Source organism: Niallia sp. FSL R7-0648, assembly GCF_038007005.1.
Lineage (GTDB): Bacteria > Bacillota > Bacilli > Bacillales > Cytobacillaceae > Niallia > Niallia circulans.
This window is the reverse complement of record NZ_JBBOWE010000001.1, coordinates 2,070,995-2,093,697: the sequence shown is the minus strand read 5'-3', so window position 1 is coordinate 2,093,697 and position 22,703 is coordinate 2,070,995. Positions and strand designations below refer to the sequence as shown.

The 22,703-nt window shown below is 35.6% G+C and carries 19 protein-coding genes, 1 riboswitch and 1 other annotated feature; of the genes, 17 read left to right on the top strand and 2 right to left on the bottom strand.

Annotated elements, in window-relative coordinates; translation table 11 throughout:
- The first annotated feature begins 40 nt into the window (after window positions 1-40).
- A riboswitch (TPP riboswitch) is annotated at window positions 41-139 on the top strand.
- Window positions 140-208: 69 nt separating this feature from the next.
- A complete protein-coding gene (gene thiT / locus NSQ89_RS09995) occupies window positions 209-790 on the top strand; it encodes an energy-coupled thiamine transporter ThiT (RefSeq protein ID WP_047940637.1) in 582 nt (193 codons plus the stop codon).
- A 206-nt stretch (window positions 791-996) separates the two neighbouring features.
- Here the strand turns inward: thiT and NSQ89_RS09990 are convergent.
- Window positions 997-2,348, bottom strand: a protein-coding gene (locus NSQ89_RS09990; protein WP_341132567.1) for an IS3 family transposase whose coding sequence is annotated in 2 segments (ribosomal slippage) — window positions 997-1,898 and window positions 1,898-2,348 — 1,353 coding nt in all. Because the reading frame shifts where the segments join, the coding sequence is not laid out codon by codon here.
- 195 nt (window positions 2,349-2,543) lie between these two features.
- On the opposite strand from NSQ89_RS09990, the gene NSQ89_RS09985 reads away from it, so the two are divergent.
- The 3 genes from NSQ89_RS09985 (at window position 2,544) to NSQ89_RS09975 (ending at window position 7,027) form a co-directional block, all read left to right on the top strand.
- Window positions 2,544-3,818: an IS110 family transposase gene (locus NSQ89_RS09985; protein WP_047945042.1), complete on the top strand. Its 1,275-nt coding sequence runs from the start codon at window positions 2,544-2,546 to the stop codon at window positions 3,816-3,818.
- Window positions 3,819-4,407: 589 nt separating this feature from the next.
- Window positions 4,408-4,830: a GNAT family N-acetyltransferase gene (locus NSQ89_RS09980; protein WP_095320135.1), complete on the top strand. Its 423-nt coding sequence runs from the start codon at window positions 4,408-4,410 to the stop codon at window positions 4,828-4,830.
- Between the two features lie 484 nt (window positions 4,831-5,314).
- On the top strand, window positions 5,315-7,027 hold the full coding sequence (locus NSQ89_RS09975) for a glycosyl hydrolase family 18 protein (protein WP_341132566.1): 1,713 nt from the start codon (window positions 5,315-5,317) through the stop codon (window positions 7,025-7,027).
- A 54-nt stretch (window positions 7,028-7,081) separates the two neighbouring features.
- On the opposite strand, the gene NSQ89_RS09970 is transcribed toward NSQ89_RS09975, so the two are convergent.
- Window positions 7,082-8,794: a methyl-accepting chemotaxis protein gene (locus NSQ89_RS09970; RefSeq protein ID WP_095257253.1), complete on the bottom strand. Its 1,713-nt coding sequence runs from the start codon at window positions 8,792-8,794 to the stop codon at window positions 7,082-7,084.
- Window positions 8,795-9,351: 557 nt separating this feature from the next.
- Between NSQ89_RS09970 and NSQ89_RS09965 the strand changes: the two genes are divergently transcribed.
- The 13 genes from NSQ89_RS09965 to NSQ89_RS09905 all read left to right on the top strand — a co-directional run bounded on the left by NSQ89_RS09965 (window position 9,352) and on the right by NSQ89_RS09905 (window position 22,581).
- Window positions 9,352-9,765 (top strand): CoA-binding protein, encoded by a 414-nt coding sequence (locus NSQ89_RS09965; protein WP_061796204.1) that lies wholly within the window; start codon window positions 9,352-9,354, stop codon window positions 9,763-9,765.
- Between the two features lie 643 nt (window positions 9,766-10,408).
- Window positions 10,409-12,388 carry a DNA topoisomerase IV subunit B gene (parE, locus tag NSQ89_RS09960; protein ID WP_047940642.1) on the top strand — a complete coding sequence of 660 codons (1,980 nt, stop codon included), beginning with the start codon at window positions 10,409-10,411 and terminating at the stop codon, window positions 12,386-12,388.
- A complete protein-coding gene (gene parC / locus NSQ89_RS09955) occupies window positions 12,385-14,820 on the top strand; it encodes a DNA topoisomerase IV subunit A (RefSeq protein ID WP_144579998.1) in 2,436 nt (811 codons plus the stop codon). The genes parE and parC overlap by 4 nt, the downstream gene beginning before the upstream one ends.
- 421 nt (window positions 14,821-15,241) lie before the next feature.
- Window positions 15,242-16,018, top strand: a complete 777-nt coding sequence (locus NSQ89_RS09950) for a hypothetical protein (RefSeq protein WP_047940644.1) — start codon at window positions 15,242-15,244, stop codon at window positions 16,016-16,018.
- A gap of 76 nt (window positions 16,019-16,094) precedes the next feature.
- Window positions 16,095-17,159: an AbrB family transcriptional regulator gene (locus tag NSQ89_RS09945; RefSeq protein ID WP_082138233.1), complete on the top strand. Its 1,065-nt coding sequence runs from the start codon at window positions 16,095-16,097 to the stop codon at window positions 17,157-17,159.
- Between the two features lie 221 nt (window positions 17,160-17,380).
- On the top strand, window positions 17,381-17,599 hold the full coding sequence (locus tag NSQ89_RS09940) for an SGNH/GDSL hydrolase family protein (protein ID WP_268874775.1): 219 nt from the start codon (window positions 17,381-17,383) through the stop codon (window positions 17,597-17,599).
- Window positions 17,587-17,874 carry a GDSL-type esterase/lipase family protein gene (locus NSQ89_RS09935; RefSeq protein ID WP_328004410.1) on the top strand — a complete coding sequence of 96 codons (288 nt, stop codon included), beginning with the start codon at window positions 17,587-17,589 and terminating at the stop codon, window positions 17,872-17,874. Before NSQ89_RS09940 ends, NSQ89_RS09935 begins: the two co-directional genes overlap by 13 nt.
- Window positions 17,875-17,885: 11 nt before the next feature.
- Complete coding sequence (locus NSQ89_RS09930) at window positions 17,886-18,617, top strand: class I SAM-dependent DNA methyltransferase (protein WP_341132565.1); 732 nt, start codon at window positions 17,886-17,888, stop codon at window positions 18,615-18,617.
- 21 nt (window positions 18,618-18,638) lie between these two features.
- On the top strand, window positions 18,639-19,283 hold the full coding sequence (locus NSQ89_RS09925; protein ID WP_053215577.1) for a histidine phosphatase family protein: 645 nt from the start codon (window positions 18,639-18,641) through the stop codon (window positions 19,281-19,283).
- 47 nt (window positions 19,284-19,330) lie between these two features.
- Window positions 19,331-19,849 carry a DNA topology modulation protein FlaR gene (locus NSQ89_RS09920; protein WP_341133156.1) on the top strand — a complete coding sequence of 173 codons (519 nt, stop codon included), beginning with the start codon at window positions 19,331-19,333 and terminating at the stop codon, window positions 19,847-19,849.
- Window positions 19,850-19,909: 60 nt separating this feature from the next.
- Window positions 19,910-20,122 (top strand) — a binding site (T-box leader).
- A gap of 45 nt (window positions 20,123-20,167) precedes the next feature.
- Window positions 20,168-20,617: an HIT family protein gene (locus NSQ89_RS09915; protein ID WP_341132564.1), complete on the top strand. Its 450-nt coding sequence runs from the start codon at window positions 20,168-20,170 to the stop codon at window positions 20,615-20,617.
- Window positions 20,617-21,423, top strand: a complete 807-nt coding sequence (locus tag NSQ89_RS09910) for a protein phosphatase 2C domain-containing protein (protein WP_341132563.1) — start codon at window positions 20,617-20,619, stop codon at window positions 21,421-21,423. Before NSQ89_RS09915 ends, NSQ89_RS09910 begins: the two co-directional genes overlap by 1 nt.
- Before the next feature lie 126 nt (window positions 21,424-21,549).
- Window positions 21,550-22,581 (top strand): glyceraldehyde-3-phosphate dehydrogenase, encoded by a 1,032-nt coding sequence (locus NSQ89_RS09905; RefSeq protein WP_341132562.1) that lies wholly within the window; start codon window positions 21,550-21,552, stop codon window positions 22,579-22,581.
- Window positions 22,582-22,703: the final 122 nt, after the last annotated feature.

The window sequence follows — 22,703 nt, the reverse complement described above, 5'->3', positions numbered from 1 at the left end:
AAGGAGAATCTATGTTATAATAAATGTAATTTGATAAAAAGCAAACCACAAGGGGAGCGTAATGCTGAGAGTGATCAATCGATCTGACCCTTCGAACCTGTTAGTTAATTCTAACGTAGGAATGTGGGAAGAGTTTATATAGTATTGCTATATTATTCATTTCGCGCGTTAGTTCTCCTTTTGGTCTGCAGAAAAAGGAGATTTTTTTATGAAAAATATGAAATTAGTTGTCATGATAGAAGTGGCAATCATGGCGGCAATTGCACTTATCCTTGATTTATTGCCATCTATCCCAATATTTAATACTTCGATTTCTTTTGCCATGGTACCTATTTTTATCGTTGCATTTCGCTGGGGCTTTAAAGCTAGTGCAAGTGCAGGATTTTTATGGGGGCTACTGCAAATAGTTTTTGATTTACAAGCTTTAACATTCTGGCAAGTAATTTTAGAATATTTAGTTGCATTTGCTTGTATTGGTTTTGCTGGACTATTTGCTTCCTCAATTCAAAATGCTTTAAAAACGGAACAAAAAGGATTAGCGACTGGCTTAATTATTTTGGCAGTGGTTGTTGGTGGGTTTACTCGCTATATTTGGCATTTTATTGCAGGTGTAACTGTATGGGCAAAATTTGCACCAGAAGGTATGTCACCATTTATCAATTCCTTGATTGTAAACGGTGGTTCCTACTTAGGAGCAACTATTTTATGTTCGATTATTCTTGTTCTTTTAGTAGTTTCTGCTCCGCGTATTGTACTTGATCGACCTGTAAATGGTGTTTCTAAAAATTAAAGAGTACAAAAAGAAGACGTTCCTTTAGGAGCGTCTCAGACTGTCGACAAACTCCTAATTCGGTAATTAGGAGTTTGTCTTAGTTTATAAATATACATTCTTTTAAATAAGAGTTGATTTCCGTTGCAGGGGTTCGCTTTCCGTGGGGCTCGCGCTGAGCCGCTTCGGCCTAAATGCAGTGACCCCCAAAAATTAAACACATTATTTTAACCTATGGTCTGAGTTCGATATTCTGTTGGACTCAGACCATTTAGTTTTGTTTTAATTCGTTTATGGTTGTAGTAATAAATATATTTTTCTAGTTCTTTTAAAAAATGCTCTTTATTTTTAAATTCCATGGAATAGAAAAACTCTGATTTTAGAATGCCAAAAAAATTCTCCATTACCGCATTGTCGTAACAGTTTCCTTTTCGCGACATACTTTGTGTGATTTTCCGTTCCTTTAAGGATTCACGATAAGACTTCATCTGATAATGCCATCCTTGATCCGAATGTAACAGGAGATTTGTATATTTCTTGGGCAAGCGCTTCATAGCCTTTTGTAACATTTCCGATACTAGCGAATAGGTCGGTCTAGATCCTGTGGTATACGTAATAATCTCTTGGTTAAATAAATCTAAAACAGGAGATAAATAGACCTTTTCGCCAAATAGCTTGAATTCGGTGATATCTGTTACCCATTTTTCATTCGGTTTTCTTGCAGTAAAGTCTCTTTTCAATAGATGGGGAGCAGTTTTTCCTACTACTCCTTTATAAGACTTATATTTTTTCAATCGAATCATACATTTTAAGCCTAGTATTTTCATGATTCTTTGCACTTTTTTGTGATTGATTTTATATCCCCTGTTCTTTAATTCACTCCAAACACGACGATATCCATAACGACCTTTATTTTCAACAAAGATAGAGGTAATCTCCTTTTTCCAATTTTCATCGGGATCTGGCTGATTCATTAACTTAACTCCATAGTAATACGTACTGCGACGAATATTCGCTATTTTGCATAACTTATTCACCGGATATTCATGCCTTAGTTCATACACGACCTTTATTTTGTCTTGTTTGGTGACTTTTCCTTGTCTTGAACTAAGGCATTCAACTTTTTTAAATACGCATTTTCCATACGTAATCGTTCTAATTCTCCCTTTATTTCTTTGATTTCATCTTTCTCTGCTTGTCCTTTTTTCTCCATGGTAGATTTCTCCTCTTTCCTGGAAACAAAGGCTACTTCCCCTAGACGATTATACTTCTCCTCCCACCGTTGGATAGTATACGGGGAAGGTAAGTTAAAGTAAGTGGCAGTATTCAGATAAGATGCCCCTGTCTCTACACGATATTTTAGTACCTCCAGTTTAAAGGAGGATTCATACACCGTGCAACTATTTCGGGGCATTAGTGCCTCTACTCCATGCATTTGATATAACTTCCACCACTTTATGACTGATTTTTTATCGATCCCGATACGATTAGCAACTTCAAGAAAGGAAAATTTGCCACTTTCATATAGTACAATAGCTGATATTTTTTCTTCTATAGTCCACCGTTTTCTTTTATCCATACAAAAGCCCCAATTCTTGTGGTGTCCAATAATTGGGGTGCAGTTCATAAAGGCCTGCAGGGTCTCAGACTGTCTCGCAGATCCCACAGGAGCATTCCTGTGGGATTAGTTTCTGTGGTATTGCACAAAAAAAGATCCTCCTTTATGATGCTTATATTGAGACCAATCAACACAGCGTCAGAAGGAGAATCTATTATGAATAATACCCGTAATCACCGTTTAAATCAAGTGTCTACTTCCACTTTAATCATTGGAATTGACATTGCTAAAAATACACACTATGCATGTGCGGTGGACGATCGAGGGGTTGAGTTAAGTACCTCTTTTTCTATCCACCAGTCTCATCATGGTTTTCATCAATTTTATCTCAAGCTTCAAAATCTAAAGGCAATTCATCAAAAGGATGATTTATTGATTGGATTCGAGCCTACTGGGCACTATTGGATGAATTTAGCTGCTTTTCTTACCCAAAATGATATTCGTTTTGTCATGGTCAATCCTCTACATGTGAATCGTTCCAAGGAGTTGGATGATAACTTACAAACGAAGAATGATAAGAAGGATGCGAGAGTCATTGCTAAACTAATAACCAATGGATACTTTAGTGATCCTCGTCAAATAGAAGGAATAGAAGCAGAGCTTAGAGAAGGTTCCTCTATTCGGTGGAATCTGAAAAAGGACATTTCGAAAGTGAAGAATCGTATCATTCGCTGGACGGATCGTTACTTTCCTGAATTTAAAGTAGCATTTAAAGATTTAGGGCTGAATGCATGTGCCATATTAAAACATACCCCTTTACCAGTAGACTTAATGGAAAAAGAAATCGAGGAGTTAGTCCTTTTATACTTGGAAAAGGAAAAACTAAAGTATCCAGCAAGACCTAAAATAGCACAACTAAAGAGAGTGGCGGTACAATCTATTGGATTAACAGAAGGCTCCAATATGGCTCGTATAGAAATTTACTCTTTAATTACTCAATACGAACTTCTGACAAAGCAATTAGAACAGGTAAATGAAAGTTTAAAGACACTAGCAGAGCAACAAGCGGAATATCATTATTTATTATCAATCCCTGGCATTGGGGAAACTACCGTTATAGATTTACTAGCAGAAGTGGGTTCTCTCAAGCATTATAAACATCCACGCCAACTTATTAAATTAGCGGGATTAACCTTACGAGAGAACTCTTCTGGAAAGATGATTGGACAAAAGCGAATCTCCAAAAGAGGGAGAAGAAAGCTGCGAGCCCTTCTCTATCGTGCTGTCTTGCCTTTGATTAGAAATAATGAAACCTTTTATGATTTATATCAGTATTATATCTCTAGAAAAGAAAACCCTTTGAAGAAGAAAGAAGCATTAGTCGTTCTATGTAATAAAATGTTAAAGATTTTTCATGGACTTTGTCAGCAAGAAGTACTGTTTGATAAGGAGCGAATGAGACAAGATCTCTCTATCCTCCAACCCAAATAAAAATCTATAAGACGGTTATATTCAAAAAGATGACAGGAAAGCTGGCTTTTAGAGAGACTTACGACTTAGAGTCCATACAGGAGCATGATGCCAGCCTCTGCCTTATGATGAGACCAAACGAAGGAATGTAAGCGCGCGACGCTAAGAGACATGGGAGGGTACGTCCTCATAAGAAGAGTAGAGATACCGGATGCATCTAATAGTGTATATTTGTCAATAAATCCCTATTGGCTCTAGCGTCGCGTCCACTTACTTACCAAATATTATAATTAATGGAATAGTTAGTTAAAATATGATTCAAAGAGTTTTCCTAAAAAAATATTGGACTAAAAAAATAACGCTGTAAACGTTGGTATATCAACTTTCCTCGAGGGAGTCTCACCCCTTTCACTCCAATCAATGCATAATAATTCCATTTGCATTTCCTAAATTCCTTTTGTCAACAAGCTGTGACGTTCCTTTAGGAGCGTCTTTTCTTATCATATGGTACAATATTCCAAAAAGGAAAATCAGATTTTTAATAATGAAAGATTGCAATACGCCAATGACCACTATAATATTTAAAAATTAGAAAAGTAGGTGTGTGAAAGTGATTAATTTAAAAAATGGGTTAGCTATTCAAATTCGTCCATATAAAGAAGATGATTTCCAATCGATTCATGAATTAAACAAACTCGAACACTGGACTAACTTAGTAGAGAATAAAGAAGATACTAAGTCTGCCTGGAATCATTCGAATGCTGCCTATGTCGCTACTCTTAATGATCAATTAATAGGCTATATTAGAGGTATTACCGATCGTTCGATTACTTTGTTTATTTGCGAATTACTCGTTGATCCGAACTATAGAGGGATTGGTCTTGGGGAAGCACTCTTATACTATGTACATAGTAAATACCCCTTAACCAGAGTGGAAATGCTTGCTAGCAGTACTTCTAATACTTATTATGAAAGCAAAGGCTTCCGGTCATTTTATGGATATAGGAAAACCTTCCTTGAGTACAATAAATAAGGTATTGATAAGCATATTAGAAGGTACTTCCAGAAGTGAGGTGAGAATTGGTAATGAATAATAAGAGAAATTTTATATTCATCCTTTTATTCTTATTTTTTCCATTAATATTTTTGCTTAGTTCTTTCGGTTGGAGATATATCATGCTGCAGAAAGAACTAATCGTAGTTGCAACAGACTGTTTTGCTATTTTAGGTTTTACTATGTGATTATCAGTGTTTTCTTTTCTTTTTCTGTTAAAAAGATAAATTTAAAAGATTTAGAATAGAAAAAGACATAGGAGTAGAGAATCGAAAAAAGAATGGATGTATACCGTATTCCTGAACTAGTAATAACTTTATAGAACTTAAGTAAGGGAGCCATCCTTCCGTTTGGATGGTTCTATTTTTTGTCGAATTCTGTGTTAATATGAAACTATTATCATTCGAAAATCGTCTAGATTTTGATAGAATCCGTTTGCAGGGACTACTTCAAGGAGGTAAAAATGACAGAAATAAATTATTCATTTCAAAAAAAGCCAACAAAGAGAAAATTAATTGGCGGTATTATCATAGCGGCATTAATAGTCGCTATATCTTTCATTATGCTAATGTTTTACCCATTTGGCAATAAGGATAAGGTGGATTATTTCAAAGGGGAAAATCCTGTATTATTAAATGGAGAACAAGTCGGCAATGCCATTATAGACAAGGGGACGGTTTATTTGCCGCTAAATATTTGGCAAGAAAAAATAGATGAAAGTATCACTTATGATGAGAATAGTAATTCCGTTATTGTAACGACTAAAGATAAAGTGATCCAATTTCCGTCCGATTCTGTTTCCTATTATGTAAATAATAAGAACACTAAACTTTCCTTTCATCCATTAAGAGATGAGAATGGAACAGTTTACTTGGCCTTAGATCCATTAGCAAGCTTTTATCCAATCCAATACACTTTAGTAGAGACTGACCATGTGGTGCTTTTAGAGGAAAATGGACAAAAAAGAGCAAGTGGAATATTTACTACGAAAAAAGTTAGAAAGGATTTCACCAGATTGCGTTCAGAGGCTGCATTACGATCTCCTTACACAGGGGAATTAGCACCTGGTGAGCATGTAACAATTGAAAAAGATGTAGATGATTTTTATTTTGTAAGAAAAGCGAATGGAATTGCTGGGTTTGTAAAAAAGCAATATGTAGATAAAGGGAAATCAGAGGTTGTTGAAGTTGAATTAGAACAGAAAGAACCTAAATTGAAGAAGGTCAATGGACCAATCCAATTAACATGGGAAGCTGTTTATTCAAGAAATCCAGATACTTCAATGATTTCAAAAATGCACGGTGTAAATGTTGTATCCCCAACTTGGTTTAAACTGAAGGGGAATGATGGTAATGTTAGTAATTTAGGCTCAAAAGCTTATGTTAATTGGGCGCATAAACAAGACTATCAAGTGTGGGGATTGTTTTCTAATGATTTTGATCCTGATAAAACACACGAAGTATTCAAAGACTATCAGAAAAGGCAAACGGTGATTAGACAACTCTTAGTCTATAGTGAAATGTACGATTTAGATGGAATTAACATTGATATTGAAAATGTTCGGGAAGAAGATGGCAAATATATCACCCAATTTGTGAGAGAAGCTACACCTTATTTACATGATGCGGGTCTGACTGTGTCAATGGATATAACGTTTATAGCTGGCGGAAATTATTCAGCATTCTTACAGCGAGACCATTTAGCTGAGATTGTCGATTATCTTGTTGTAATGGCATATGATGAGCATTGGGCAACAAGCCCGAATCCTGGAAGTGTGGCAAGTTTTCCATGGGTTGAAGCAAATTTAGAAACATTACTTGACATTGTTCCAAATGATAAGCTTGTCCTCGGAGTACCATTATATGCGCGACTATGGGAAGAAAAAGAAAATGGAGAATTATCCTCTAAATCACTTTCGATGGAAAGTGTGGAGGAGTGGTTAAAAGAACATAAAGTTACTCCTACCTATGATGAAGCGAGCGGTCAAAATTATGGGGAATATTATGATAAAAAAACGAAATCAACCTTTAAAATTTGGCTGGAAGATGAATTATCTTTAACGAAGAGAGCAGAATTAGTCGAAAAGTATAACTTAGCTGGACTTGCGAGTTGGTCGCGTACCTTTGCTAATGAAGCAGCATGGTCTGCTTTATCTTTAGAGAAAAAAGAACAATAAGTAATGCTTAAAAACCACTTTCCCATACAAAGGAAAGTGGTTTTTGATAGCATTTTATATCTTAAATAAATTAACTATTGTTTGTAACTCTTCAGCTAATTTTGCAAGAGATAAGGAAGAAGAGGAAATTTCCTCCATAGAAGCAAGCTGTTGTTGGGTTGCTGCAGATATATTTTGTGTCCTATTTGCGGATTCAATCGCAACATCACTTACTTCGTAAATTGTATGGTTAATAATGTCTGTACCTTCTGTGAATTTCACTAAGGCTTTCGATATTTCTTCGATTTGACCAACTACATTCTTTACAGCTATTTCAATTTTTTGAAAAGAGTTTCCGGCAATCTGCACAATATCTAATCCAGATTGAACTTCGTTGGAAGCTTTTTTCATTGTTTCAATGGTTTGCTCAGTATCCTTTTGGATCATGTGGATTAGCTTCGCAATATTTTCGGTAGAGGCCGTTGATTCTTCTGCAAGTTTTCTTACTTCGTCGGCAACAACCGCAAATCCTTTTCCGTGCTCACCAGCTCTAGCAGCTTCGATAGCTGCATTTAAAGCTAACAGGTTTGTTTGGGCTGAGATTCCGGTAATAACATCCGTGATTTGGCCAATTTCGGTTGAACGTTCATTTAAAATGCTTATTGCATCTGAAAGACTATTAACGTTTAAGTATATCGAATTCATTTGCTTATTTACTTGTTGAATAGCTTCGTTGCCTTCTGTCGACACTTCAGATGCATGCTTAACGTTTTCAGACATTTTTTCCGTATGTGCAGCAATTGAATTTGTATGTTCCGAGATTGTTGTGATGACTTGATTGCTTTCTTTTACCTTCATTACTTGTGTTTCAGAGCCAGTTGCTAATTCTTGAATAGTCAGGCTTATATGCTCACTTGCACTGCTATTTTGTTCTGCACTTGCACTAAGTTCTTCCGATGCAGACGCTACATGCTGTGAGGATTCCTGAACAGTGCTAAATACATTTCGGAGTTTCTCCGTCATTCGGTTGAAAGAGGTAGTTAGTTCACCTATTTCATCTTTTGATTGATAGGTTCCTTTTACTGTAAAGTCTCCTTGTTCTGCTTTAAATAACAAATCTTTTATTTGTTTTACTGGTCTTACAATCATACGACTGATAATAAGACTAATAAATAATAAGAGAATGAGAGCAACAATACTAATGATAAAGACAAAAATAGTAATTTTTTGTACACTATCTAAGTTTTCTTTATAAGTAGCTTCTGCAGAAGAAGCTTTTAAGTTTTGAAGCGCTGTAAGAGTGTCATTTACTTTGATTCTATATTCCTCAACATCAGTTGTAAAAATACGGTAGGCTTCTTCATTTTTATTTTGTAAGGCAAGTGAGATAACATCTTTTCTTGCATCATTTAACTTTTGCATTTCTTCGTTATATACGGTAACAAGCTCTTTTTCCTCGCTTGTTAAGTTTTCTTTTAAAAATTCAGACAACAGCTGATCCGTTTCTTGAGATGTAGCTGTTAACTGATCATTTAATTGTTTGTTTTTGGCTGAATCAGTAGTAAGTAAGAGCTCTAAAGTGTAGCCATTACTAGCTCTTGTGTTAATTCTCATCTGCATAAGATTGGATATCGGTATTAAACTTTTCTCATACATTTCTTGTGAATCTTTTGCCATATCTTTAATGTAGTGCAATCCCGTGTATCCAATAGTTCCCAGAGAAAGGGCACTTACTAAAATAATGATAAAAAGTTTCTTGGTAATATTTAGATTTTTTAGTAGTTTCAAGCAGATTTCTCCTTTAAGTTAAAATAATATTTACACTACTATATCGGCAGGGATAAGCAGTATATAAGTAACTTTTGAAAATATTTTTTTCGCTGGATGTTTCTACTTTTTTTTCTAAAAAAACAAAGGAAAAAGGCTAGTAATAAATACCAATTTTGTTTTAAAAAGAAGCGATAATGAATTAAAAAATGGAAGCACATTGTTTTTAGAGTAACTATTTTGGAAGGGATAGAGGGAATTATAATGAATAATATTGCTTCAGTGTTCAATATAAAATAATGGAAAAGCGTGCTTTCTGGGAACCGATATAAGTCTTGCGAGCATTTATTAGAATGATAAGTGGGGAATTTAAGGTATTATTTGAAAATGATCCCTGCAGATGTTTAGATATTGCTAAAAACTTTATGTAGGAATAAATCTTTGTAAATAATGCAATTTTCTTTTGAAGTGTGGCAAAATTTGCTATTGTTATAGTGTATTCTATTATGCTTTCCATCGTTTTTTCTTCCCTCTTTGGGGAAATATACTAGAAATGAATTGGAAAAGGAGCGATTTTAATGACAATTGAAAATCCAAGTCGAGAAGAAATTGGAAAAATTTTAAAAAAAGCGAAAAAAATTGCGGTAGTTGGCTTAAGCGATAATCCTTCCAGAACATCCTATATGGTTTCAGAGGCAATGCAAAAGGCAGGATATGAAATTATCCCCGTAAATCCAACGGTGGACGAAGTGCTAGGTGTAAAAGCAGTTAAGCAATTAACAGATATCGAGGGACATGTTGATATTGTTAATGTATTTAGAAGATCGGAATTCTTACCAGAGGTTGCAGCTGACTTTGAAAAAATAGATGCAGATGTATTTTGGGCTCAATTGGGGCTTGTACATGAAGAAACATTTCATGATCTAACAGAAAAAGGCTATACGGTAATCATGGATCGCTGCATTAAAGTAGAACATGCGATGACAAAATAGGAAACGACAAAGCAGAATGGTTGTCACTAATCATTCTGCTTTGTCGTTTGTAATAGAATAGCATTTATCCTATAAAGACTGTTTGTTTGAGTGGTTAAAACGTTATCAATTTTAAAAAAAAGAAGACAGTATTTATAATCTTATTCGTTTTTCCATAGAATCTGTGTTAACATAATATAGATAAAAAGAGGAAATCCTCTTTAAAAAAATCTTTTGCTTTTGCCATTATTGGTATAATATTGGTTTTGTCGGGAAAAAATCGAAAGATAAAATGGAAAATGAACGTGAAAAATGAGAATATGTGCTACAATACGAAATAAGAACAAATGTTCTTAATCAGACAGGTATCAACAACTGTTTATTAAAATTCGATAATTTGAAAAAAGAAGGTTAGTAGAAAAAGCCTTCTTTTAAACTCGTCTAATAAAAAGCAGGGCTGTTTTAGAATTATTGTTAACGATAGAAATTACAGTTTTATATAAGAAAGTGACAAAAATTCTTAACTGCCTAATAAACAATTTTCCGATAAATGTTTTGAATCTTAGAGGATAATTCGTTTTTTAGACGAATACATAAACAATTGTTCGACATGATACATAGAAAGATACTATGTCGGATTTGTAGAAGTGAAAGGGGTATGTCAGTGGCAAAAAATCAGCAAGCATTCGAATATAATGATGATGCCATTCAGGTGTTAGAAGGTTTAGAAGCTGTCAGAAAACGTCCAGGTATGTATATCGGGAGTACAGATTCTAGAGGTTTGCATCATCTTGTATATGAAATTGTAGATAACGCAGTCGATGAAGCACTGGCTGGATATGGAGATGCAATTATTGTAAAAATTCATCGCGACAATTCCATTAGTGTCAAAGATAGAGGACGTGGAATGCCGACTGGAATGCATAAGATTGGAAAGCCAACTCCTGAAGTTATCTTTACCATTCTTCATGCTGGAGGAAAATTTGGACAAGGCGGTTACAAAACAAGTGGCGGCTTACATGGTGTAGGTGCTTCTGTTGTGAACGCATTATCAGAATGGGTTGTTGTAAAGATCAAGCGCGATGGCTTTATTTATGAACAACGTTTTGAAAACGGCGGAAAACCTGTCACCACACTAGAAAAAGTCGGGAAAACAAATCAAACTGGAACAACGATTCACTTTAAGCCAGATCCAGCGATATTTTCAACAACCACTTATAATTATGAAACGCTTTGTGAACGATTAAGAGAATCTGCCTTTTTATTAAAAGGGCTAAGAATTGAAATTATCGATGAAAGAAATAATGAGCACGGTGTTTTCCATTATGAAAATGGAATAGAAGCATTTGTTGAATATTTAAATGAAGAGAAAGATACCTTGCATCCAGTCGTAAGTCTTGAAGGCGAAAGTAACGGGATTGAAGTGGAATATGCTTTTCAATTCAACGATGGCTATTCAGAGAATGTTTTGTCCTTTGTTAATAATGTCCGCACAAAGGATGGCGGGACACATGAAGCTGGGGCCAAAACAGCCATGACTCGTATGTTTAACGAATATGCGCGTAAAGTTAATCTTCTGAAAGAAAAGGATAAAAACTTGGATGGTTCCGATATCCGTGAAGGTTTATCTGCTATCGTTTCTGTACGTGTACCGGAAGATTTATTACAATTTGAAGGGCAGACAAAAGGAAAATTAGGGACAAGTGAGGCAAGATCAGCTGTGGATGCTGTTGTTTCTGAACACTTAGCTTATTTCTTTGAGGAAAATCCTGAAGTCAGCTCCCTTTTAATTAAAAAATCGATTAAAGCGGCACAAGCTAGAGAAGCTGCTCGAAAAGCAAGAGAAGAAGCAAGAAGCGGGAAAAAACGTAAACGTGGAGAGGCTGTTCTTTCTGGTAAGCTAACTCCTGCCCAATCGAAAAACCCACAAAGAAATGAATTATATTTAGTGGAAGGAGATTCTGCTGGTGGTTCCGCAAAACAAGGGCGAGATCGCCGCTTTCAAGCTGTTCTTCCATTGCGGGGAAAAGTAATTAATACAGAAAAAGCAAAGCTTGCAGATATCTTTAAAAACGAAGAGATCAACACAATTATTCATGCGATTGGAGCTGGAGTGGGAGCCGACTTTAAAGTAGAGGATTCAAACTATGATAAAGTCATCATCATGACAGATGCTGATACAGACGGTGCACATATTCAAGTACTTCTATTAACATTTTTCTATCGCTATATGAAACCTCTAGTGGAAGCAGGTAAGGTATATATCGCTTTACCTCCATTGTATAAGGTTAGTAAAGGTTCTGGAAAAAAAGAAGTCATTGAATACTCATGGAGTGATGATGACTTGCAAGATACCATTAAAAAAGTGGGGAAAGGCTATATTTTGCAAAGGTATAAAGGTCTTGGCGAGATGAATGCCGATCAACTTTGGGAAACAACGATGAATCCTGAAACAAGAACATTAATACGAGTTAAGATAGATGATCTGGCCCGTGCAGAGCGTCGTGTCACAACATTAATGGGTGATAAGGTCGAGCCACGTAGAAAATGGATTGAATCGAATGTTGCATTTGGATTAGAAGAAGAAGGCAATATTCTCGAAAATGAAAATATTATGGTCACTGAGGAGGAGAGTCCATCATGAGTTCATTAGAGCAATACCGTGATTTACCTTTAGAGGATGTTCTCGGTGATCGTTTTGGACGGTATAGTAAATACATTATTCAAGAACGGGCGTTACCGGATGCGAGAGATGGATTAAAGCCTGTTCAGCGTCGTATTCTTTATGCGATGCATGAAGAAGGAAATACACATGATAAACATTTCCGTAAATCAGCAAAAACAGTCGGGAATGTTATTGGTAATTACCATCCCCACGGCGATTCTTCTGTATATGATGCGATGGTAAGAATGAGTCAAGAATGGAAGGTACGTAATGTCCTAATTGAAATGCACGGAAATAACGGTAGTATTGACGGGGATCCGCCGGCAGCTATGCGTTATACAGAGGCTAGATTATCGGCTATTTCTGCAGAGTTACTCCGTGATATTGAAAAAAGAACAGTTGATTTCATTCCAAACTTTGATGATACATCCAATGAACCAACGGTATTACCAGCGAAATTTCCGAATTTGTTAGTGAATGGTTCTACAGGTATCTCGGCAGGATATGCAACAGATATACCACCACATCATTTGGGAGAAGTTATCGATGGTGTGATTGAGCGCATGGATTCACCAAATTGTACAGTGGAAGACGTTATGAAACATATAAAAGGTCCAGATTTTCCGACTGGTGGTATTATCCAAGGAGTAGAAGGCATTAAAAAGGCATATGAGACTGGTAAAGGGAAAATCATTGTTCGCGGGAAAACAGAAATTGAAACATTAAGAGGCGGCAAGCAGCAAATTGTCATTACCGAGGTTCCTTATGAGCTAAATAAAAGCAATCTTGTGAAAAAGATTGATGAATTGCGTTTGGATCGTAAAGTTGAAGGAATTGCAGAAGTAAGAGATGAAACGGATCGTACAGGATTGCGAATTGTAATTGAGTTAAAAAAAGAAGTAGATGCAAACGGAATTCTAAATTTCTTATTTAAAAATACCGATCTACAGATTACCTACAGCTTTAATATGGTTGCCATTCATAATAAACGTCCAAAGTTAATGGGAATTATCGCTTTACTTGATGCTTATATCGAGCATCAAAAAGAAACGATTAAACGACGTACTGAATTCGACTTGCAAAAAGCTAAAGATCGAGAGCATATTGTGGATGGATTAATTAAAGCATTATCTATTCTTGATGAGGTTATAGCAACGATCCGCGCATCAAAAGATAAACGAGATGCGAAAAATAACTTAATGGCTGCTTTTCAATTTACTGAGCCTCAAGCAGAAGCAATTGTGTCTTTACAGTTATACCGCTTAACCAATACAGATATAACGGCATTAGAAGCAGAGGCGGCAGAGTTGGCTAAAAAAATTGAAGAGTGGACGGCAATCCTAGCAAGTGAAAAGAAATTGCTTTCGGTTATTAAAAAAGAACTAAAAGACGTAAAAAAACGCTTTGTTAGTGAAAGACGTACATTAATACAAGATGAAATTGAAGAAATTAAAATCAATCTTGAAGTCTTAATAGCGAGTGAAGATGTAATTGTCACTGTAACGAAAGATGGATATATTAAGCGCACAAGCCAGCGTTCTTATGCAGCGAGCAATGGCCAAGATTTTGGCATGAAAGATACAGATAGAATACTTGCTAAGATAGATGTAAACACAACTGAAGTCTTGTTATTGTTTACAGACAAAGGCAATTATCTCTATTTACCGGTACACGAATTGCCAGATATACGCTGGAAGGATCTCGGTCAGCATATTTCCAATATTATACCAATTGACCGAGATGAATCGATTATTAAGGCGATGCCTATAAAAGATTTTGAACAAACTCAATATCTGCTTTTCTTTACGAAAAATGGTATGGCAAAGAAAACAGAGTTGATTAACTATAAAGCACAGCGTTACTCTAAACCATTAGTTGCTATTAACCTAAAAGGAGACGACGAAGTAGTAGATGTTTTCCTAACAAACGGTAAACAAGAAGTTTTAATAGCAACTCATATCGGCTATGCCTTACGATTCCATGAAGAAGAAATCAATATCGTTGGCGCAAGAGCAGCTGGTGTAAAAGGTATTAATCTTAAAGACAATGATTATGTTGTTGCTGGTAAAGTTATAACAAATCCTCAGCAGGAAAGCGTCGTTATTATTACGCAACGCGGTTCCATAAAAAAAATGAAACTCACTGAATTTGAGTTTTCTGGAAGAGCAAAACGAGGCTTGATTATGCTTCGAGAATTAAAAGCAAATCCACACCGAATTGTTGGGATGACAATAGCTGGGGCACAAGATACCATTTATATTCAAACCGAAAAAGGCGATATTGAATCGGTGAAAACAGCAGATCTTCGTTTTAATGATCGCTATTCAAATGGATCCTTTATTATCGATGAAACAGAAGCAGGTAAAATTGTTGAATTATGGGAAGAAAAAGTTAGCGATGAGCAAGTATAAATAATATTAGAATAAGAGGTTTCTGATTCGCAAGGTTAACCTGCGAATCGGGAACTTCTTTTTATAAATGAATAAGTTTTGGATATAGGAAAAAGCGATGAAAACCTCTATTGAAGAGAACGTAGGGGGAAAAAGTGTTCATCGAATGAAAGAAAACCACTTTTGCGAAGAATGCCGGTGAAAATAGCGTTCATCAAACAAATGAATACTACTTTTTATAATACCACTGAAAATAGCAGCCTTTATCCGAGCAACCCCCGCTTTTTTAATACGAAAATCAAGAACGATAGAGCTCATTTACCTTCTAATAATGCCGCTTTACTTTATGCAAAAACCTTCTATTAAATTTTCTTTTCCTTTCTTACATGATTTTACCAAAAAAGGACACTCTAAAAGTAATAAGACATAGGGAGGTTTTAGCATGAGAAGGGAAATGCTTGTTGCTTTATGTGCTTTCTTTTTGATGACTTTAACTGCTATTACTGGTGTATATGCAATGGAAAAAGAAGATAAAACAAACAAATTAATTTTGGAAGAAAAAATTGATATAACTAATGATGAGCAGGAAGAAATTGTGCAATTAAAAGGAGATGCATCCGATCAGCCTGAAAATAGTAATTTCTTTAAGGAATTTTCCCTGAAGGTAACGAAAGGAAAAGATAAGGGCGCCACTCTAACAGTGGAAGGCGGATTTGATCCTACATTACATATAATCGATATAAATGATGATCATCAGAAAGAAATATTACTTACTGTTTCTGCGAATGAAAGAGGGACAGAAAAAAACTTTTATTTCTTTCAACTGCAAGGCAATCATTTAATAGAATTGGAAAAACCAGAGTTGGCATCGGTTGAAAGTCAGTTTAAAGATGCCTATAAAGCTGAAATAAAAATAAACAAAGAAAAAACATATATTTTCGATTTGTATGATCGGAGAAACCATTATGAGAAACTAGGTCTTTACCATAAAGGAAGATTAAATGAACCAACTGAATTAATTTTATCCCCTTTCTCTGAATTAAAAGTAACACGATTTAACAATCAAACGGCGATGAAAGGGAAACAAAGAATTAGTGGACTGGCGACAGTTGATACGATTGGTTACTTAGAAACTTGGTGGATATGGAAAAAGGAAGAATGGGTATTAGAAAAAGTAAAAGTGAAGGAAATTAGTTATAAAGGAACGAATCACCAATAAACAAGAGATTCTTCATTTTAAGGAGAAATAAGTAGTATAATGAAAGTACTTATTTCTTTATGAAGGGATCGAAATTATGTCATTACTTTTCTTATGTTTAAGCGCTGTACTTGGAGGATGGGTGTTTCAAGTATGCCAGCTTCCCCTATCTTGGCTGCTTGGCCCCATGTTCAGTACGATCCTTTATGTGCGGCTTGCCAAAATCTCTCCGAAATTACCTTTCTCATTTCGAGATATCGGACTCCTTGTTATTGGCTACCTCATTGGAAGACAATTTACCAGCCAGACACTTATTGAAATGGGGACCCATCTCCCCTCTATGCTTTTCATGACGGTTGTTATGCTTGCCTTTAGTATACTTCTCGCCTTTATAACCTCAAGATTAACGCATAGTAATTTAAAATCAACTGTTGCCGGCAGTATCCCAGGGGGACTATCTCAAATGGTGGCGATTAGTTCAGAAATAAAAGGAATTGATCTCACTGTCGTTACAGTTATTCAAATAAGTAGAATTTTATCTGTCATGATTCTCGTTCCACTCCTCGTATATAGTCCGATTTTGTATGGCAATCAAGGAGTGGCAGCGGTAACATCCACTAATGGAAGCCCGGGCTATCATTGGATCATTTTCTTGATCTTATTCTTTTGCTATTTAATTGCAAGCATAGTAAAAAAGTGGAAGTTTCCAGCGCCGTTTATGATTGGTCCGATGCTTCTTGTTGCAACTATATCGATTGCTGGGATGGATGTACCTGCAATTCCGACAACTCTTGCATGTGTGGCGCAAACATTGATAGGTATTGATCTAGGTTTACAAATTAAATTTGGTAATATCGAAAACAAAGCAAAGTTTTTAAGCGTGGTAACAGTAACTTCTGCCTTACTAGTCCTTTTTTCTTTAGTACTTGGCTATATTTTAGTAAGTGTAGATCAGGATATCTCATTATTGACTGCTTTTATTGGGTTAGCTCCAGGAGGAATGGCAGAAATGGCCGTACTTGGCCAATCTGTTCATGCTAACTTGCCGATTATCACAACGTATCAGCTATTTCGATTGTTGTTTATCTTATTCTGTGTCCCAATGATTATGAAATGGGGATTTCAGCGTGTAGAAAAAAGATTAGCAGAGCGAAAAGGTTAATTTCAGCAGAAGTAATTTGTGCAATAATCTAATTGCTACTTGTAATTTTTTATTTCCCCTAATCAATGAAAAGAAAAAGACGAATCATTATAATTAGTATAAAATAGGATAGAAGCAAGTGGTTTGAATATTCTTATAGGAAGGAGGGAGAAAAAATACCTGTTTTAATATGCTTTGGAGATAGTATTACCGCAGGGAGAGAAACTAGAAACGAACCTGTTTTGACAGCCATGCTGGCAGATACAATCGATCATTATGAAATAATCAATGCAGGAATAAATGGGAATAACACGGTTGATGCATTAAATAGAATTGAAGCAGATGTTATCCAGAAGCAGCCTGATTTAGTAACAATTTTATTTGGTGCAAATGATGCAGCCTTTCATAAGATGATTGACTTACCACCTATCGAAAAAATAGGAGGAGAATCGTCCAATTAATTGATCCAGACAAAGCTATTCTGATTACGCCAGCTCCCGTCGATGAAACGTTGCAGTTTGCGAGGGCAAATGAGGTTTTAGCAAGGTATGCAAATGCAGTTAAGGAAGTTGCCAATGAAACAGGAGCATACTTTATTGATTTTTATACTGAAATGCTCTCTTTAGAAGATTATCAGAAGAAACTAAAAGGTATACATAATGATGGTCTTCATTTTGGGGAAGAAGGTTATGCTATTTTAGTAGATTTGCTTGTAAAAAAATTACATGAAATTTAGTAGGTGGAGATATGGCATATACAGGTTCATCTTTATACGATAAGGAACAATTTTTTGAAAGTTATCGGGCTAGAAGAAATCGAGAAACAAGCCCCAACAATAGTATAGAAAGCCCTATTTTGTATGAGCTATTAGGGGAAGTAGACGGTAAATCTGTCCTTGATTTAGGTTGTGGAGATGCTCGTTTTGGTATAGAACTGTTAGAAAAAGGTGCAGCATGCTATACAGGAATAGAAGGTTCAAAGAGAATGTTTGATGAAGCTTACCATCTTTTAAATGGCACAACTGCTTCTGTTTACCATTCTACACTAGAGGATTGGAAATTTACCAATAGCAAAGTGGATATCGTTGTCTCACGCTTATTATTTCACTATATTAAAGACTTACAGCCAATTTTTCAGGGTGTATATGATCAGTTAAATGATAATGGTAAGTTTATCTTTAGTGTGCAGCATCCTCTATGTCTTTCTACATTTGAAAGTTCCGTTTCCTCGAAAAAAAGAACGAATTGGATTGTCGATGATTACTTTTCCATGGGAGAAAGAATTGAGCGATGGATAGACGAGGAAGTAGTAAAATATCATCGCACGATAGAGGAGTATTTTCGACTGTTAAAAGAAGCAGGCTTTAAAATAACCGACTTACGGGAAGGAATGCCAAAACGAGAAAATTTTCTGCAAAAAGAAGAATATGAAAGGCGAATGAGGATTCCGCTTTTCTTGATAGTATCCTGTGAAAAATAAAGCAAAGGAAGGGAGTTTCAAATGAAGAAGGAATTGAGACTGTATTTTATCAGACATGGAGAGACTCAATATAATATCGAAAAGAGAATGCAAGGGTTTTGTGATTCTCCTTTAACAGAAAATGGGATTTTACAAGCAAGATCGGTTGGTGCTGGTTTATCAGATATACCTTTTGAGGCTGCTTATGCCAGTGATAGTCAGAGAGTGTTAGATACGGCAAAATTTGCTATTGGTAATAGAAATATTCAATTAACAAAAGATGCAAGATTAAAAGAAATGAATTTCGGAATGTTAGAAGCAATGCTGCAGACAGACATTATCGCACAGCATGGAGATATAGTGGAAAGACTCTTCTCCTTTACAGATATGGAAAGCAAAGTCCAAGATGGAGAATCCTTTACTGAATTATTAGCGCGGACAAGAGCGGCTGTTGACGATATTATTGCTAAGCATAAAGATACAGGCGGCAATATTTTGGTTTTCTCTCATGGTGTTACGATTGGATTTTTCATTAAATCTCTGCTAAATATGGCTGATTACCCACACCATGATAATTGCTGCGTTTCTGTAATTCACGTAAAAGATAGTCAAATAATGGTCGAAAAAGTAGCAGATCCCTCTTTCCGTGATAATGGAAAGATGTCTTTATCTTTAAATATTGAATAGATGCTTCCCCGACACTCATGAAAATCTTGTATAAAGGAGGTGGGGAAATAGTGAAAGCTACTCCTAATAAGATACATATCATTGGTTCTGTAGCTAGTGGAAAAACAACATTAGCAAAAGATTTATCAATGAAATTACAAATTCCCTATTATGAATTAGATAATGTTGTTTGGAAACGATCAGATAGTGGAGATATTAGAAGATCGGAAGAAGAGAGGAAAGCACATTTACTGTCCATCACCCAAACAGATAGATGGATTGTAGAAGGTGTTCATAGTGAGGAATGGGTAAGTGGCAGCTTTCAACAAGCAGACGTCATTGTTTTTTTGGACACCAATTATTCTAAGCGCACCTATCGTATCGTAAAACGATACGTTAAACAGAAGCTTGGTCAAGAAATGGCCCATTATCAGCCAAACTTAACAATTTTCTTTAAAATGTTTAAATGGAATAAGCATTTGGAGCAAGTAGGTAAACCTTTTTTCTTTCATACATACAAACAGTATCAGAACAAAATTTTTGTGATAAAAAATGAAAATGAATTGTCAGACCTATTTAGAAAATAACGATTGACATTTTTTGAAGTTTTTCCTAAAATAACAGAAAGTTTAAATTAGTTAAATAAGATAAACACGATGATTAGGTGTATTAAGAAGTAAGTATGCTAGAGAGAGCTGTCGTTTGGTGAAAGATAGCGCATATCACTTCCCAACTCGCCTAGGAGTGGTTAGGTAGAAAGGTATATCTAGACGGTTGGCTCTCGTCATTAAGCTTAAGAAGGTTCGTTTTTCTAACGAATGAAGAAGAGTGGTACCACGATAAATCCTATCGTCTCTTTTAAGAGACAATAGGATTTTTTTATACTATTTTAGGGGGAAAGGGAAATGGAAACCAATTGTTTCATATGCGATAAACATAAAGGGATTATTAAAACAGCAGGAATACCAATCTATGAAAATGAATATGTTTATGTTGGTCATATTGACAGAAAAGGCAAGGGCAGTTACCTAGGACATCTTATGATCGATTTAAAAAGACATACTGAGATGACAAATGATGAAGCAAAGGCGTTTGGACTTATTATTTCAAGAGTCAGCAAGGCATTAAAGGAAACAGAAAACGCGGAACATATTTACGCTCTCGTCTCAGGAAATTCGGTTCCTCATCTTCACCTTCATCTAATTGCAAGATATCCCAATACTCCTGAAAGATATTGGGGACCAACGGAGTTATATGATTGGCCAGAGGCTCCGATTGCAAACGAAGAGGAAATGAGCTCTTTATGTAAAAGAATAAAAAATTACTTAGCAAATGAAGTTTTTGAGGAAGCGTAATGGAATATAAATGGGTAGGTTCTGATAAGAATTATGTAGATGAAATTAATATCCTCCATCTAAGAAATAATTTAGTACTTGGACGCTTTGGAGGAAACTCCTCTGCAGGTCAATATAAAAATGAAGACGGCTGTTTCATTTGGATAGAACGCGAATGGGAGCTTGTCATCCTCTTGGATGCACATGATTCAGCACAAAGTGCAGAATTAGTAATAAAAAGTATAGCGACAAAGAAAGAGGAGATCAAAACAATTCTACAATTACCGTTAAAGAGAGTATTCCAAGAAATTACTTCCTTTTTCTTAAACCATTTCGCAAGCAAGGAGTTTCTGGAGCAAAGCATGATGATTCAAGGAGAAACTGCGTGCTTAATCGTTGTACGAAAAGAAAACTATTTATGGTGGTTATCAATTGGCGACTGTATACTTGCACTCAATCATCCAGAACTTTCAAGATTAGGAGAATACCAGCAAAGTCACCGTAGCTTTTATGAATGGATTGGGCTAAACAGTAGTTTTCATCAAGAAGTACCTTCCTATAATCAGGGTGTGAAAGAATTAAGAAAGGGAAAAACACATATCTTTCTCACTACTGACGGACTGATTGAATGTCCCAACACGGATTATCATAGGATGGAATCCATTTTTCAAGCTTTTGATTCGTTTTCCAATCAAGAGAGCGTCTATTATTTATTAAAGGAAATAAAAAAGAAAAATGTTCGTGACAGTACAACGATAATATCTTGGATTGTTCATAATAACAAAGAAGCTACGATGCCAAGTGATTTTGTAAAAGGAGTGAGATAAAGTTCAAGGCACTATAAGAATACATCTTATTTTTAATCAAATAAGATGTATTTTATTTTAAATATGTTATACTTATTATAGAGTATTAATTTAATAGTATAACATATTTAAAAAGGAGCGAAGTCTATGACAATATCAGTTGCAATTAATGGCTTTGGGAGAATTGGAAGAATGGTGCTTAGAAATGCTATTAATGATCAAAGTATACATATTACTGCTATTAATGCCAGTTATCCTTCTGAAACGATAGCACATTTAATAAAGTATGACACAATTCACGGGAAGTTTCCAGGTAAGGTTGTGGCTAAAGAACATTCGATTCTTATAAATGACCAAGAGATTCTATTAGTGAATAACCGTAATCCAGAAAAACTTCCGTGGCGTGAATTGGGAATCGATATCGTAGTAGAAGCTACTGGGAAATTTAACACGAGAGACAAAGCAGCAATGCATTTAAAAGCTGGTGCGCATAAAGTAGTGCTTACCGCTCCTGGTGTAAATGCTGATGTAACCATCGTCATGGGTGTGAATGATAGTATATTAAATATTGATAAACATCATGTTATTTCGAATGCATCATGTACGACCAATTGCTTAGGACCGGTTGCTAAGGTTATAGACGAACATTTTACGATAAAGAATGGATTAATGACAACGATTCACTCCTATACCAATGATCAAAACAATATAGATAATCCCCATCATGATTTACGGCGGGCAAGGTCATGTGGGCAAAATATTATTCCCACTTCGACTGGAGCAGCTAAGGCCTTAAAACAGATCCTTCCACATTTAGAAGGAAAACTTCATGGAATGGCGTTAAGAGTGCCAACACAAAATGTTTCTTTAGTCGATTTAGTCGTCGATTTAGAAAAAAATGTGACGAGTGAAGCTGTTAATCAAGCTTTTGAAGAGGCTTCAAACGGAAAACTGAAAGGGATTCTAAGCATTACAGAGGAACCTTTAGTATCTGTTGATTTTAATACAACAACCGAGTCTGCAACTATTGATGCTTTATCTACAATGGTCATCGGGCAAAATAAAGTGAAAATACTAGCTTGGTATGATAATGAATGGGGCTATTCTAATCGAGTGGTTGATTTGGTAAAGCTTGTTGGAAGCAAACTGCGTGTGAAAATGGATAGTCATGCTGTGTAAAAGATAGTTAATCGATGGCATAGATGCAGGAAGGTAATTATTATCTGACTGCATCTATTTTTTTGTTTCCTTCTTCATGATGCTTCTCTACCAGTAGTGCGATTTTTTTAATCTCCAAAAAT